Annotated in this window: 14 protein-coding genes; 5 read left to right on the forward strand and 9 right to left on the reverse strand. The window is 68.8% G+C overall.

Going from position 1 to position 15,099, the window contains the following annotated elements; all coding sequences use genetic code 11:
- Positions 1-6 precede the first annotated feature (6 nt).
- From rseP to rpsB, 8 genes are all read right to left on the reverse strand, one after another.
- Positions 7-1,362, reverse strand: coding sequence for an RIP metalloprotease RseP (rseP, locus tag AAG565_RS12835; protein ID WP_348820007.1), 1,356 nt, complete (start codon positions 1,360-1,362; stop codon positions 7-9).
- Complete coding sequence (dxr, locus tag AAG565_RS12840) at positions 1,355-2,539, reverse strand: 1-deoxy-D-xylulose-5-phosphate reductoisomerase (RefSeq protein WP_348820008.1); 1,185 nt, start codon at positions 2,537-2,539, stop codon at positions 1,355-1,357. Before dxr ends, rseP begins: the two co-directional genes overlap by 8 nt.
- Positions 2,540-2,541: 2 nt before the next feature.
- A complete protein-coding gene (locus AAG565_RS12845; RefSeq protein ID WP_348820009.1) occupies positions 2,542-3,363 on the reverse strand; it encodes a phosphatidate cytidylyltransferase in 822 nt (273 codons plus the stop codon).
- 43 nt (positions 3,364-3,406) lie between these two features.
- Entirely contained in the window at positions 3,407-4,126 is a 720-nt protein-coding gene (gene uppS / locus AAG565_RS12850; RefSeq protein WP_348820010.1) for a polyprenyl diphosphate synthase, read from the reverse strand.
- Between the two features lie 13 nt (positions 4,127-4,139).
- A complete protein-coding gene (gene frr / locus AAG565_RS12855; RefSeq protein ID WP_348820011.1) occupies positions 4,140-4,703 on the reverse strand; it encodes a ribosome recycling factor in 564 nt (187 codons plus the stop codon).
- A 61-nt stretch (positions 4,704-4,764) separates the two neighbouring features.
- Entirely contained in the window at positions 4,765-5,487 is a 723-nt protein-coding gene (gene pyrH / locus AAG565_RS12860; protein ID WP_348820012.1) for a UMP kinase, read from the reverse strand.
- 93 nt (positions 5,488-5,580) lie between these two features.
- Complete coding sequence (gene tsf / locus AAG565_RS12865; RefSeq protein WP_348820013.1) at positions 5,581-6,474, reverse strand: translation elongation factor Ts; 894 nt, start codon at positions 6,472-6,474, stop codon at positions 5,581-5,583.
- A gap of 3 nt (positions 6,475-6,477) precedes the next feature.
- A complete protein-coding gene (rpsB, locus tag AAG565_RS12870) occupies positions 6,478-7,299 on the reverse strand; it encodes a 30S ribosomal protein S2 (protein WP_348820014.1) in 822 nt (273 codons plus the stop codon).
- A 197-nt stretch (positions 7,300-7,496) separates the two neighbouring features.
- Between rpsB and map the strand changes: the two genes are divergently transcribed.
- The 5 genes from map (at position 7,497) to AAG565_RS12895 (ending at position 14,067) form a co-directional block, all read left to right on the forward strand.
- The gene (map, locus tag AAG565_RS12875; RefSeq protein ID WP_348820015.1) at positions 7,497-8,279 is read left to right on the forward strand and encodes a type I methionyl aminopeptidase; all 783 of its coding nucleotides are present in this window, start codon (positions 7,497-7,499) and stop codon (positions 8,277-8,279) included.
- A gap of 112 nt (positions 8,280-8,391) precedes the next feature.
- Complete coding sequence (gene glnD / locus AAG565_RS12880; protein ID WP_348820016.1) at positions 8,392-11,070, forward strand: [protein-PII] uridylyltransferase; 2,679 nt, start codon at positions 8,392-8,394, stop codon at positions 11,068-11,070.
- 26 nt (positions 11,071-11,096) lie between these two features.
- Positions 11,097-11,918, forward strand: a complete 822-nt coding sequence (gene dapD, locus AAG565_RS12885) for a 2,3,4,5-tetrahydropyridine-2,6-dicarboxylate N-succinyltransferase (protein WP_348820017.1) — start codon at positions 11,097-11,099, stop codon at positions 11,916-11,918.
- The gene (dapE, locus tag AAG565_RS12890; protein WP_348820018.1) at positions 11,915-13,078 is read left to right on the forward strand and encodes a succinyl-diaminopimelate desuccinylase; all 1,164 of its coding nucleotides are present in this window, start codon (positions 11,915-11,917) and stop codon (positions 13,076-13,078) included. Before dapD ends, dapE begins: the two co-directional genes overlap by 4 nt.
- Complete coding sequence (locus AAG565_RS12895; protein WP_348820020.1) at positions 13,075-14,067, forward strand: alpha/beta fold hydrolase; 993 nt, start codon at positions 13,075-13,077, stop codon at positions 14,065-14,067. Before dapE ends, AAG565_RS12895 begins: the two co-directional genes overlap by 4 nt.
- Here AAG565_RS12895 and AAG565_RS12900 read toward each other — a convergent pair.
- Entirely contained in the window at positions 14,064-15,008 is a 945-nt protein-coding gene (locus tag AAG565_RS12900) for an NAD(P)-dependent alcohol dehydrogenase (protein WP_348820021.1), read from the reverse strand. The genes AAG565_RS12895 and AAG565_RS12900 overlap by 4 nt on opposite strands.
- Between the last annotated feature and the right edge of the window lie 91 nt (positions 15,009-15,099).

Here is a 15,099-nt window from a genome sequence, read left to right on the forward strand (position 1 = left end):
TCTTCTTCAGTTCAGCAGACGCACGATGTCGTTATAGAACGCCAGTCCCATCAGCAGGGCCAGCAGCGTCAGCCCCAGACGCTGCCCCGCCAACTGGGCACGCTCCGAAACCGGCGACCCCGTCAGCGCCTCGACGCCGTAATACAGCAGGTGGCCGCCATCCAGAACCGGCACCGGCAGCAGGTTCAACACACCCAGACTGACGCTGACGACGGCCATGAAACTGAGGAAAGACACCAGACCGATCTGCGCGGACACGCCCGCGACCTGGGCGATCTGGATCGGACCGCTGACGTTCTTCACCGAGATGTCGCCGGTGACCATCCGCCCGAGCATGCGCAGCGTCAGCCACGACATCCTCCAGGTCTGCGCGACGGCCTCCGTCGCCGCATCGACCACCCCCAGGCGGCTGACGGCGCGCAAATCCTGCCACAAGTCCCCGGGCTTCGCCACGGCGGCACCGAAGCGGCCGATGACGCGCTCGCCCTCGATCTGGCGGCCGATGACCACGCGCAGCACCCGCGTCTCGCCGCCGCGGCGGATGCCGAGCTGCGCGACTTCGCCCGGATGCGCACGCACCCACTGCGCCCACTGCTGCCAGGACTCGATCGGCGTGCCGTCGATGCTCAGCAGTTCGTCGCCGACCTGCAGGCCGGCGGCTTCCGCGGCCTCGCCCCGCATCACCTCGTCGATCACCGCGCGCATGCGCGGTTCGTAGGGCCGCAGACCGATGTCCTCGAACAGCAGCTCGGGCTCCATACGCACGCCGGACAGGTCGAGCAGCACTTCCCGGTTCGCCCCTTGGGCGGTGCGCAGGTCCAGCACCAGCTGCGAACGGTCGAGGGCGAGATCGATGAGCATCGCGTGCAGATCGGTCCAGGTCGCCACCGGCCGGCCATTGAGCGACAGCACCTCGTCGCCCTCGCGGATGCCCTGCCGCGCCGCCACGCTCTGCGCGGCCGGTGCCGCGACGATCGGCCGCAAACCCTCGATGCCGATGACGTAGGTGCCCCAGTACAGCAGCACCGCGAGACCGAAGTTGAACGCAGGACCGGCGGCGACGATGGCGATGCGCCGCCAGACGCTGGCGTTGTTGAACGCCAGGTGCCGCTCGGCCGGCGCGACGTCCTGCTCGCGCTCGTCGAGCATCTTGACGTAGCCGCCCAGCGGCAGCGCGGAGACCACCCACTCGACGCCGTCGCGCGTGCGCCGCGTCCACAGTGGCCGGCCGAAGCCGATCGAGAACCGCAGCACCTTGACGCCGCAGCGGCGCGCCACCCAGTAATGGCCGTACTCGTGGAACGCGACCAGCACGCTGATCGCGACCACGAAGCCCGCCATCGACCACAACACGTCAAGCATTCACGAACTCTCCCGCAGCCCTGCGCGCCCAGCCGTCGATCGCCAGGATGGCGTCGAGGTCGTCCCCCGGCCCGGCGCCGCTGCGCTCGGCGGCTTCGAGCGTGCGCTCGATCGCCGCGGCGATCCCGGTGAACGGCAGGCGCTGATCCAGGAAGGCTTGGACAGCGACTTCGTTGGCTGCGTTCAATACGTTCGGCATCGCGCCCCCGGCGCGCAGCGCCGCGCGCGCCAGGCCCAGGCAGGGAAAGCGCTGCAGGTCCGGCGCCTCGAAGCGCAGGCGTGCCAATCCGGCCAGATCCAGCCCGCCGACGCCGGAGGTCCAGCGCTCGGGCCAGGCCAGGGCGTGCGCGATCGGCACGCGCATGTCGGACGCGCCGAGCTGCGCCAGCATCGAACCGTCGATGTACTCGACGATCGAATGCACGACGCTCTCCGGGTGGATGACCACGTCGAGCCGGGCCTCGTCGAGCGCGTACAGCACCGCGGCCTCGATCAGTTCGAGACCCTTGTTCATCATCGTCGCCGAATCGACCGAGATCTTCGGGCCCATGACCCAGTTCGGATGGCGCACCGCCTGCGCCGGCGTGACCGCGGCCAGCGCTTCGATCGGCGTTTCGCGGAAAGGTCCGCCCGACGCGGTGAGAATCAGGCGCCGCACGCCCGCCGGCGCCGTACCGCAGCGGCTGCCGGCCGGCAGGCACTGGAAGATCGCGTTGTGCTCGGAATCGATCGGGATGAGCGTGGCGCCGTGGCGCGCGGCCTCGGCCAGGAGCAGGCCGCCGGCCATCACCAGCGGTTCCTTGTTGGCGATCAGCACCCGCTTGCCGGCGCGCACCGCGGCCAGCGTCGGCAGCAGGCCGACCGCACCGACGATCGCCGACATCACCTGGTCGGCCCGATCGAGCGCGGCGATGCGGGCGACGCCGTCGGCCCCGGCGAGCACCTCGGTCGGCAGGCCGGCGCGGGCCAGTTCGCGCGTCAGCGTGGCGGCCGCCTGCGGCTCCGCCAGTGCGGCGTACTCGGGGCGGAACTCGCGGCACAGCTCGAGCAGCCCGTGGACGTCGCGGTGCGCGCTCAGCGCCAGCACCTGGATGCGCTCGCCGTTGCGGCGGACGACGTCCAGCGTGTTGCGACCGATCGTGCCGGTCGCACCGAGCACCACGAGTTGCTGCGACATGCTCAGAGTCCCAGCAGGGTGAGACCCAGCACCATGACCGGCGCGGCGGCGAGAATGCTGTCCACGCGATCCAGGACCCCGCCATGGCCCGGCAGGATGTGGCCGCTGTCCTTGATGCCGGAAATGCGCTTGAACATCGACTCCACCAGGTCGCCCACGATACTCGCAACGGCGGTCAGCAGCGACAGGGCGAGCAGCCAGGGCAGCTGTCCCCCATCGACGGCGAAGACGTAGGTGCCCGCGGTCAGCGCCCAGGCGGCGCACAGCAGCAACCCGCCGATCGCGCCCTCCACGGTCTTGCCCGGCGAGATCGCCGGTGCCAGCTTGTGCCGGCCGAAATTGCGCCCCGCGAGAAACGCCCCGGTATCGGCGGCGAACACCAGGAACAGCAGGAACAGCAGCTTGAGCGGGCCACCGGCCTGCGCGTGCAGATGCGCCAGCGCCAGGATGGTCGAGGCGATCAGCAGCAGTCCGAGCGCGCCCATCACCGGGGTCCCCAGCGGACGCTGTTTCAGCTTGTCCGGGAATCCGCGGAACAACAGTGGCGCACCCAGCCACCACAGGCAGGCGAGGCCGAGCAGCCACGGCAGCCAGGGGCCGCGCAGCGGCGTCCACCAGGCCGCGACGAGCACGGCCAGGACCCCGGCGGCGTAGGCGATGCGCCCGCCGCGCGCCACGCCCTGCATCAGGCCGGACCACTCCCAGGCGATCAGCGCGCCGGCCGCCGCGAACGCGCCGTACACCGCGGCGGTCGGCGCATACCAGACCAGACCGAGCAGCAGCGGCAGCAGCACCAGCGCGGTGACGACGCGCTGAATCAGCATGACGGGCTCCGCAGGTTCGATCGCCGGTGAACGGACGCCGGCATCACGCCGCTTCCGGCACGCGGCCGAAGCGCCGCTCACGGCTGGCGTACCACGCCAGCGCGGCGGCAAAGGCCGCGTCGTCGAAATCCGGCCACAGCACCGGCGTGAAGTACAGCTCGGTATAGGCGAGCTGCCAGAGCAGAAAGTTGCTGATGCGGCTCTCGCCGCCGGTGCGGATCATCAGGTCCGGATGCGGCACGTCGCCGGTGGCGAGCCGGGCCTCGATCGACTCGGTGCTGATGCCGGCGCCGTCGGCCAGTGCGCGCTGCGCGGCCTGGACGATGTCCCACTGGCCGCCGTAGCCCACCGCGACCAGCAGACGCAGGCCGCCGTTGCCGGCGGTCAGTGCCTCGGCCTGACGCATCTGCTCGCGCAGTTCGGTGGGGAAGTCGCGGTGATCGCCGATGAAGCGCACGCGAAAACCATTCTTGTGCAGCGTGTTCACCTCGCGCGCCAGTGTCGTGACGAACAGCTGCATCAGCAGGCGCACTTCCAGTTCGGGCCGCTGCCAGTTCTCCTGCGAGAACGCGAACAGCGTCAGCGCCTCCACGCCGGCGCGGGCGGCGGCGCGCACCACCTTGCGCACGGCGCGCACCCCGGCGCGATGACCAAAGGCCCGCGCCTTGTGGCGCTGCTGCGCCCAGCGTCCGTTGCCGTCCATGATGATGGCGACGTGACGCGGCACGCCGGGGTCTTTGAGTGTCGGGGCCTGCTTGGTCATCGCACGCGCCGCATCACATCGACAGTAGCTCTTTTTCCTTGGCCGCGGCCGCCTCGTCGATCTTGGCGACGAACTGGTCGGTCAGCTTCTGGATCTCGGTCTCGCCACGCTTGACGTCGTCGGCACCGATGGTCTTGGCCTTCTCCAGGTCCTTGATCGCCTGATTGGCGTCGCGGCGCACGTTGCGCACCGCCACGCGCGCGGTTTCGGCCTCGTGCCTGACCACCTTGGTCAGCTCGCGGCGGCGCTCCTCGGTCAGCGGCGGCATGACGATGCGGATGGTCGTGCCGGCCGTGTTCGGCGTCAGGCCCAGATCCGAGGTCAGGATCGCCTTCTCGATCGCACCGACCATGGACTTGTCCCAGGCCGTGATCGAGATCGTCCGCGAATCCTCGACCGTGACCGACGCGGCCTGCGACACCGGCACTTCCGAGCCGTAGTAATCGACCCGCACGTGATCCAGCAGGGCGGCATTGGCACGCCCGGTGCGCAGCTTCATCAGCTCGGTCTTGAGCGTATCGACGCACTTCTGCATGCGCTTGCTGGCGTCGCTCTTGATGCTGTTCAAGTCACTCATAAAAGCGCTCTGGCTCGTTTTGAAAGTCGCGGCCACGGAGGGCCGCGTCCTGGACAGGACGTCAACTATGCACCTGCGTGCCGATCGTCCGGTCACCCATGACGATCGCCTTGAGCGCGCCGGGACGGTCCATGTCGTACACACGCAGCTGCACCTGGTGATCGCGGCACAGCACCATCGCGGTCTGGTCCATGACGCCGAGTCGGCGGTCGAGCGCCTCGTCGTAGGTCAGCTCGTCGTAGCGGCGCGCATCCGGATTCTTCTTCGGATCGGCGGTGTAGACGCCATCGACCTTGGTGGCCTTGAGCATCAGGTCGGCGTTGATCTCGATCGCGCGCAGGGCGGCGGCGGAATCGGTCGTGAAGAACGGGTTGCCGGTGCCGGCGGCGAACACCACCACGCGCCCCTTCTCCAAGTGGCGCACCGCCTTGCGGCGGATGTAGTCCTCGCAGACCTCGTTGATGCGCAGCGCCGACTGCACACGCACCGGCACGCCGACACGCTCGATGGCGTCCTGCAGCGCCAGGCCATTGATGACCGTCGCCAGCATGCCCATGTGATCGCCGGTGACGCGGTCCATGCCGGCGCGGGCCAGGCCCTCGCCGCGGAAGATGTTGCCGCCGCCGACCACCAGCGCGACCTGCACGCCGGCTTCGACGATCTCCTTGATCTCGTGCGCCAGGAAGCTCATCACTTCCGGCGAGATGCCGAAGTCCATGCGCCCCATCAGCGCCTCGCCGGAGAGCTTGAGCAGAATTCTCTGATAGGCAGGTGTGGCGCTCATGGACAGGCGATTTCCGGGACTGCGCTTAAGAGAAGGCCCCGTCGCCGGGGCCCTCCTACCTCGTAGCTGCGGAATGTTAACGCGGAATCCGCCTCAAGTGGACGCCTTGATGCCCGCCTGTGCCATGACTTCCGCGGCGAAGTCGGTCTGCTGCTTCTCGATGCCCTCGCCGACGGCGTAGCGCACGAAGCGCGCGACCCTGGCGTTCTTCGACTTGAGCAGCTTCTCGACCGTCTCGTCCGGATTCTTGACGAACGGCTGGCCGAGCAGCGTGATCTCGGCGACGAACTTGGCGAGCTTGCCGCTGACCATCTTCTCGACGATCTGCGCCGGCTTGCCGGCCGCCTGCTCGGCGACCTGCGCCTCGATGATGCGGCGCTCGGAGTCGAGCACTTCCGCCGGAACGCTGGCGGCGTCCAGGTAGCGGGGGCTCATCGCCGCGACGTGCATCGCCAGATCCTTGCCCGTGGCCTCGTCGCCGGCGTCCATCGCCAGGATCACGCCGATCTTGTCGCCGGGGTGCATGTAGGTGACCAGCGGACCGCCCGCCTTGGTCACGACCTCGAAACGGCGGATCGTCATGTTCTCGCCGATCCGGCCGACCATCGCACGGCGCGCCTCGTCGAGCGTCTCTGCACCCGCCTTGATGTTGACGAGCGCCTCCAGGCTGGCCGGCCGCTGCTGGACCGCCGCTTCGGCGGCACGCTTGGCCAGACCGCGGAAATCCTCGCCCTTGGCGACGAAGTCGGTCTCGCAGTTGAGCTCGACGATGGCCACCGCGTCGGCGGTGGACGCGAACGCGAGCACGCCTTCGGCAGCGGTGCGACCGGCCTTCTTGTCGGCCTTGGCCGCGCCGTCCATGCGCAGCTTCTCGGCGGCGGCGTCCAGATTGCCGTCGGTGGCTTCCAGCGCCTTCTTGCAGTCGCCCATGCCGGCGCCGGTGCGGTCGCGCAGCTCCTTGACCAGGGCCGCTGTGATCTGCGCCATGACTTACTCCTCCGTCTGTTCGGCGCGACGGCCACGCGACGGACGGCCCTCGCCGCCGCTCTTGCGCGGCGCCGAACGCGGCTTGCGCGGGGCCGGCCGCTCCTCGGCCGCCTCGACGGCTTCCTCGATGCGGCCGGTGGTGTTGCTGCCGCGGCCTTCGATCACCGCGTCGGCGATGCACTGCGTATAGACGCGGATCGCACGCGTGGCATCGTCGTTGCCCGGGATCACCCAGTCGATCAGCGACGGATCGTTGTTGCTATCGACCACGGCGATGACCGGGATGCCGAGCTTCTTGGCCTCGGCGATCGCGTTCTTCTCGTAGCCGGTGTCGATGACGAACAGGCAGTCGGGCAGGGTCGGCATCTCCTTGATGCCGCCCAGCGACTTGCGCAGCTTCTCCAGCTCGCGCTGGAAATTCAGCTGCTCCTTCTTGGTGAGGCGGTTGATGGAGCCGTCCTCGACCTGCTTCTCCATCTCGATCAGGCGCTTGACCGAACCCTTCACGGTCTTGAAGTTGGTCAGCGTGCCGCCCAGCCAGCGCTGGTTGACATACGGCATGCCGCAGCGCTTGGCCTCTTCCTCGATCGCCTCGCGCGCGGCGCGCTTGGTGCCGACGAACAGCACGCGGCCGCCGCTGGCAGCGACCTTGCCGGCGAAGGAACTGGCGTCCTTCAGCATCGGCAGCGTCTGCTCGAGATTGATGATGTGGATGCGGTTACGGTCGCCGAAGATGTACTGGTCCATCTTCGGGTTCCAGTAGCGGGTGCGGTGTCCGAAATGGACGCCCGCCTCCAGCAACTGGCGCATGGTGACATTCGCCATTGACTTCAGAGCTCCTAGGTTGTGGCAGACCGCGCCGAGCCGTCTTCCGCGGAAGACGCACCCTGGATGGGCGCGGATGGATTTTCAAAGTCGCTGCGGGGCCGTTCCGGCCTTGCGCATTGCCTTTGAAGGGCGCGCTTTATACCATAGCGCCCCTTTCAAAACAACGAGTTTGCGGGCGCAGGCGTCCGCCACGCATGACCGTCACCATCAAGACCCCGGACGAGCAGCAGAAGATGCGGGAAGCCGGCGTCGCCGCCGGCCGCGTGCTGACGATGATCGAGCCTCACGTGAAGGCCGGCGTCAGCACCGACGAACTCAACCGCATCTGCCACGACTACATCGTCAAGGACCTCGGCTGCATCCCGGCGCCGCTGAACTACGGCGCCGCGCCCGGTCGCCCCGCCTTCCCCAAGTCGATCTGCACCTCGGTCAACCACGTCGTCTGCCACGGCATCCCCGGCCCCAAGGTGCTCAAGAAGGGCGACGTCATCAACATCGACGTCACCGTGATCAAGGACGGCTTCCACGGCGACACCAGCCGCATGTTCTACGTCGGCGAACCGAGCATCCTCGCGCGGCGGCTCACCGAGGCCACGCGCGAGGCGATGTTCGAGGGCATCCGCGTCGTGCGTCCGGGCACGCGCCTGGGCGACATCGGCCACGCGATCCAGCGTTATGTCGAACAGCGCGGCTTCTCGATCGTGCGCGAGTACTGCGGGCATGGCATCGGCCGCGTCTTCCACGAGGACCCGCAGGTGCTGCACTACGGCCGCCCCGGCACCGGCCTCGAACTGCAGGCCGGCATGACCTTTACCATCGAACCGATGGTCAACGCCGGTCGTCCGGAGGTGAAGCTGCTGCCGGACGGCTGGACCGTGGTCACGAAGGACCACTCGCTGTCGGCACAGTGGGAGCATACGGTCCTGGTCACCGCGACCGGCTACGAAATCCTGACACTGCGCGAAGACGAAATATAATCAGCGGTAATGCGCGCGTGGCCCTCACCCCACCATTTGCTCCGCAAATGGTCCCCCCCTCTCCCGCTGCGCGGGCGAGGGACGCGAGCGTCGCTACGCGACGAGGTTTATCTTGGGCGCTGAATTCGATCTCGCCGAGGAAGAGGCCGCCACCATCTTCAGCGCGCCGCGCATCCGTTCGCGGCTGGCCCAGGGCGGCTATGCGATCGCGGCGTTCCGCGACACGCTGCGCTGGGGCCGCGACCGCCTCTACAGCCTGTTCGGCGAGGGCATGCCGGCCGACTCGCTGGTCCACGCGCGCTCGCATCTGGTCGATGAAGTGCTGCGCGCGGCCTGGCACAAGTTCCTGCCGGATGTCACCGAGGGCCTCGCGCTGGTCGCGGTCGGCGGCTACGGACGCGGCGAACTGCTGCCGCATTCCGACATCGATATCCTGCTCCTGTACAGCGGCGACGCGCTGGAGGCGCATCGCAAGGCGCTGGAGGCCCTGACCGCGTTCTCCTGGGACATCGGCCTGGAAGTCGGCCAGAGCGCGCGCACCGTCACCGACTGCGTCGCCGAAGCCGGCAAGGACATCACCGTGATGACCAACCTGCTCGAGGCGCGCCTGCTCGACGGCGACGAGCGGCTGTTCCGGCAGATGCAGCAGGCGCTGACGCCGGACCGGGTCTGGCCGGTGCGCGAATTCTTCGAGGCGAAGAAGGCCGAGCAGGCCGCGCGCTACCGCAAGTTCGACGACACAGGCTACAAGCTCGAACCCAACGTCAAGGAAAGCCCCGGCGGCCTGCGCGACATCCACACCATCGGCTGGGTCACCAAGCGTCATTTCGGCGCACAGACACTGACCGAGCTGCGCGAGCGCGGCTTCCTGACCAAGCAGGAGTGCGACGAGCTGTTCGCCGGACAGGATTTCCTGTGGCGCGTGCGCTTCGCGCTGCACATGATCAGCGGCCGCCGCGAGGACCGCCTGCTGTTCGACAGCCAGGTGCGCGTCGCGCAGCTGTTCGGCTACGTGGACACCGACACCAACAAGGCGGTCGAGCAGTTCATGCAGCTGTACTACCGCACGATCAAGTCGCTGTCCTGCCTCAACGACATGCTGCTGCAGCTGTTCGAGGAGGCGATCCTCTACCCGGACGCCGGCGCGCCCGAGCCACTCAATCCGCGCTTCCAGGTGCGCCACGGCTACATCGAGGCGCGCGACGACGACGTCTTCCGCAAGCAACCCTGGGCGCTGCTCGAAGTCTTCCTGCTGCTGCAGCAGCACCCGAGGATCGAGGGCATCCGCGCACAGACCCTGCGCATGATCCTGCGCGACGGCCGCCTGCTGACCGACGAGGTGCGCACCTCGGTCAAGGCGCGCGCGCTGTTCATGGAGATGTTCCGCGAGGGCCGCGGGCTGACGCGCAACCTGCGCCGCATGAACCGCTACGGCGTGCTCGGCCGCTACGTGCCGGAGTTCGGCCGCATCGTCGGCCTCATGCAGTACGACCTGTTCCACACGCTCACCGTCGATGAGCACATCCTGTATGTGCTGCGCAACGCGCGCCGCTTCGCGATGCCGCGCTTCCGTCACGAGCTGCCGTACTGCAGCGAGGTCATGGACCGCCTCGCCAAGCCGGAACTGCTGTACCTCGCCGCGTTCTGGCACGACATGGCCAAGGGACGCGGCGGCGATCATTCCGACATCGGCGCGTCGGAAGCCGCGCAGTTCTGCCTGACACACGGCCTGTCGCACGCCGACGCGGACCTCGTCGCCTGGCTGGTGCAGAACCACCTGCTGATGTCGCTGACCGCGCAGAAGCAGGACATCAGCGACGCGCGCGTCGTCACCGAGTTCGCCCGCAAGGTCGGCGACCGCACACGCCTGGACTACCTGTTCCTGCTGACCTGCGCCGACATCCGCGGCACCAATCCGGCGCTGTGGAACTCCTGGCGCGAGTCGCTGCTCAAGGATCTGTACCGGCAGAGCATCCGCATCCTCGAAGGCGGCATCGACCCGTCCTCGCTCGAACAGGAGCGTGCGCGGGAGACGCGCGGCCGCGCGCTGTCGTTGCTGACCGCACGCGGCGTCGATCCGAACGTCGCCGAAGCCGTGTGGACGCGCTTCGACCGCGACTACTTCCTGCGCCACACGCCAGAGGAACTGGCCTGGCAGCTGCCGGCGATCGCCAACGCCACCGAGAACCAGCTGCCCATCGTGCTGGTCGAGAACGTCGATGAGCGCGGCACGACGGTCTTCGTCTACACGCGCGACCGCGACCACCTGTTCGGCCTGTCCACCGGCCTGCTCGCGCGCCTGGGCCTGAACATCCTCGACGCGCGCCTGCACACCACGGACGACGGCTTCGTGCTCGATTCCTACGTGGTCATCGAGAGCGACAATACGCCGATCACCGCGCCGATGCGCACCGGCGAGATCCGCGATGCCCTGCGCAAGGTACTCAGCGATCCGGAAGTCTCGACGATCGACGTCAACCGGCGCCTGCCGCAACGCCTCAGGCATTTCGATACACCGACGCAGCTGTACTTCAGCCAGGACCCGACGCGCAAACGCACGCTGCTGGAGCTGGTGACGGCCGACCAGCCGGGCCTGCTGTCGCTGATCGGCCGCGTGTTCCAGAAGCGCGGCATCCTGCTCAACGCCGCCAAGATCCAGACCATCGGCGAACGCGCCGAGGACGTGTTCTACATCACCGACCGCATGCACCGCCCGCTCACCGACGAGAAGGCCATCGAGGACCTGCGCGAAGTCCTCGTGCGCACGCTCGACCGCCGCGACGCGGGCTGACGCCATCACCCCACCCCCCGACCCCCATGACCACGAACAAGCTGCGAACCACGATCGAGTCGGCCTGGGAAGGCCGCGACACGCTCAACCGTGCCGACGCCGCGCTGCGCACTGCCGTCGCCGAGGCGATCGAACTGCTCGACAGCGGCACGGCGCGCGTCGCCGAGCCGGCTGCGGACGGCTGGACCGTCAACGAATGGCTGAAGAAGGCCGTGCTGCTGTACTTCCGCCTGCACGACAACGCGCCGATCGAAATGGGCGCGCTGTCCGGCTACGACAAGGTGCCGCTCAAGTACGCCGGCTGGACCGAAGCCCGGTTCAAGGCGCAGAGCGCGCGCGTCGTGCCCCCGGCCGCGGTGCGCAAGGGCGCCTACATCGCGCCCGGCGCGATCCTGATGCCGTCCTACGTCAACATCGGCGCGTACGTCGGCAGCGGCACCATGGTCGATACCTGGGCCACGGTCGGCTCCTGCGCGCAGATCGGTGCGAACTGCCACCTCTCCGGCGGCGTCGGCATCGGCGGCGTGCTCGAACCGCTGCAGGCCAGCCCGACCATCATCGAGGACGACTGCTTCATCGGCGCGCGTTCGGAGATCGTCGAGGGCGTCGTCGTCGAGAAGGGCGCGGTGATCTCGATGGGCGTATTCATCGGCCAATCGACGCCGATCTATGACCGCGAATCCGGCCAGATCGGCTACGGCCGGGTGCCCGCTGGCGCGGTCGTCGTCGCCGGTTCTCTACCCAGGGATGGCGGCCGCTACAACCTGAGCTGCGCGGTGATCGTCAAGCGCGTGGACGAGAAGACCCGCAGGAAGGTTGGCATCAACGCGCTGCTGCGGGATTTATGAAGCCGCGAATCGGGAATCGGGAATCGGGAATCGGGGACAGCGATTCCGTTCTCGACCTGACGCAACGACTGATCGAGCGGCGTTCGCTGACGCCGGACGACGCCGGCTGCTGCGAGTTGATCGCGCAGCGCCTGCAGCCTCTGGGTTTCACCATCGAATACCTGAACGCCGGCGGCGTCACCAATCTGTGGGCGACGCTCGGCAGCGGCGGCCCGCTGATGATCCTGGCCGGTCACACCGACGTCGTGCCGCCCGGCCCGCGCGAACAGTGGGCGACCGATCCGTTCGTGCCGACGATCCGCGACGGCGTGCTCTACGGCCGCGGCGCTGCCGACATGAAATCCGGCCTCGCCGCGATGGTCTGCGCCACCGAGCGCCTCGTCGCCCGGCGCCCGCTCAAGGGCACGCTCGCCTACCTGATCACCAGCGACGAGGAAGGCGCCGCGCGCCACGGCACGCGCCACGCCGTCGAGGTGCTCAGGCAGCGCGGCATCCGGCCCGACTACGCCATCGTCGGCGAAGCCACCGCTGCGCACCGACTGGGCGACCGCATCACCATCGGCCGGCGCGGCTCGCTGGGCTGTAACCTCAGGGTGCTCGGCCGGCAGGGGCATGTCGCCTACCCCGACAAGGCCGACAACCCGATCCATCGCCTGGCACCGGCGCTGGCGGAACTGTGCGCGACGCACTGGGACGCGGGCAACGCGCACTTCCCGCCGACCTCGTTCCAGGTGTCCAACCTGCACAGTGGCACCGGCGCCAACAACGTGATCCCGGGCCATGCCGACCTGGTGTTCAATTTCCGCTTCTGCACCGAATCGACCGCGGAGGGACTCAAGGCACGGGTCACGGAGATCCTCGACCGCCACGGCCTGCGCTACGAAGCGGACTGGTGGCTGTCGGGCGAACCCTTCCTCACCGGCAACGGCGCGCTGATCGAGGCCGCGCAGGCCAGCATCCAGGAGGTCACCGGCCTGACGCCGAGCCTGTTCACCGGTGGCGGCACCTCCGATGCGCGCTTCCTCGCGCCGTGGGGCGCGCAGACCGTGGAGATCGGGCCGGTCAACGACAGCATCCACAAGGTCAACGAGCATGTGAACGTCGCCGACCTGCCGCGCCTGTCCGCCATCTACGAGCGCATCCTCGACCGGCTGCTGTGATCACCGCACCCGAATTCCGGCCCCCGCGACTGATCCGCCACGCGCAGATCCAGTCGATCCTGGCGACCAAGTCACCGCGCCGGCGCCGGTGGCTCGCCGCCGGCAGCCGCATGGAGGCGGTCGCGCAGCACCACATGCTCGACGCCGGCGACGGCGTGCGCCTGACCGGATATCACTCGCAGCAGGCAGACCGGACGCCGCGCGGCCTCGCCGTGCTGATCCACGGCTGGGAGGGCTGCCACGACTCGACCTACCTCTACTCGATGGCCTGCGCGCTGTACGGCGCCGGCTACGACGTGTTCCGCCTCAACCTGCGTGACCACGGCGGCACGCATCACCTCAACCGCGAGGTGTTCCACTCGGCGCGGATCGGCGAGGTGCTCGGCGCGATCCGCGCCGTGCAGGCATTCGCTGCGGCGCGTCCCTTGTTCGTCATCGGCTTCTCGCTGGGGGGCAACTTCGCGCTGCGCGTCGGCATCCACGGCCCGGCCGCGGGCGTCGTGCCCCGTCTGACCATCGGTATCTGCCCATCGATCAATCCGCGCGCGACGATCGCCGCGATCGACGACGGCCCAGCGCTGTTCCGCTGGTACTTCATGAACAAGTGGCGCAAGACCGTGCGCGCCAAGGCCGCGGCCTGGCCGGAATACGCGGCGCAGGCCGACCGCTACCTGCAGATGAACCGGCTGCTCGACATCACCGCGCGCTTCGCCGAAGAACAGACCGAGTACGGCGCGATGGAGCCGTATCTGGCCGCATACACGCTGACGCACGAGCAGATCGTCGGGGCGCCGTCGCCGCTGGCGATCATCACCGCCGCCGACGATCCGGTGATCCCGCTGCAGGATTTCCGCGGACTCTCGCCGGGCGGCTCCCTGCGCCATCTCGAAGTCACCGCGCACGGCGGGCACTGCGGCTTCATCGAGAACCTGCGCCTGCAGAGTTGGGCCGAGCGCCGCGTGCTGGCACTGCTGCAGCGCGCGGTCTAAGGGATCGTCAGCACGATCTTGCCGTGCGTGTGCCGGCTCTGCTGCGCGTCCTGTGCTGCGCGGACCTGCGCGAGCGGCAACACCTGCGCGATGACCGGCCGGAGCGCGCCAGCCTCGACCCAGCGCGCGATCTGCTCCAGATCGGCGCGCCGCGTGCGCACCACGACCAGCCGCGCGGTGCGTCCAGGCCAGACTTGCGTGAGCGCGTGGTCGCACAGGTTGGCGACGCTGGGAACCGTCGTGACATACGTGCCACGCGCCTTGAGCCGCGGACGCAGACGCCAGTACGACTGGTTGCCGAAGGCATCAAAGAAGCAGTCGAAGTGCTCCGGCAGCACGGATGGCGGGGTTTGCCGGTAATCATGCACCGCGTCCGCACCGAGGCTGCGCACCAGTTCGAATGAGCCGGCGCCACACAGCGCCGTCACGCGCGCACCGAGCGCCTTGGCAATCTGCACGGCCACCGTGCCGACGCCGCCGGACGCGCCGTGGATCGCCACCGAACTGCCGGGCCCGACTCGCCCCAGGTCGCGCAGCGCCTGCAGCGCGGTCTGTGCCACCAGCGGCAGCGCCGCCGCTTCGGTCGCACGCAAGCCCGCTGGCCGCGGCGCCCACTCGTCGGCGCCGACCGCCACGGACTGCGCCAGCGCACAGCCGCGCCAGCCCGACAGCATGCCGAACACCGGATCGCCGACGCGCACGCCGGCGACGCCCGGACCGAGTGCGGCGACGGCGCCGGCGTAGTCGTAGCCCAGCCCCTTGGGGAAGTGCCGTCCGGCGAGCGATGCGAACTTGCCGGCGCGCGTCAGCACGTCCTTGGGATTGAGCGCCGCCGCCTCGACGCGGACCAGGATCTGGCCCGGCCCGGCGACCGGCGGAGCGACCTCGCGGACTTCGACGACCTCAGGACCACCGTAACGATCGTACTGCACAGCCAGCATCTGCGAGTGCCTGTATCGAAAGTCGGGGCCAGTGAGGCGGATCGGACGAGAGTCCGGTGAACCCTCGTCCCGCCGAACGGCCCCGACTGGC

This window comes from Fontimonas sp. SYSU GA230001, assembly GCF_040066175.1.
Lineage (GTDB): Bacteria > Pseudomonadota > Gammaproteobacteria > Nevskiales > Nevskiaceae > Solimonas.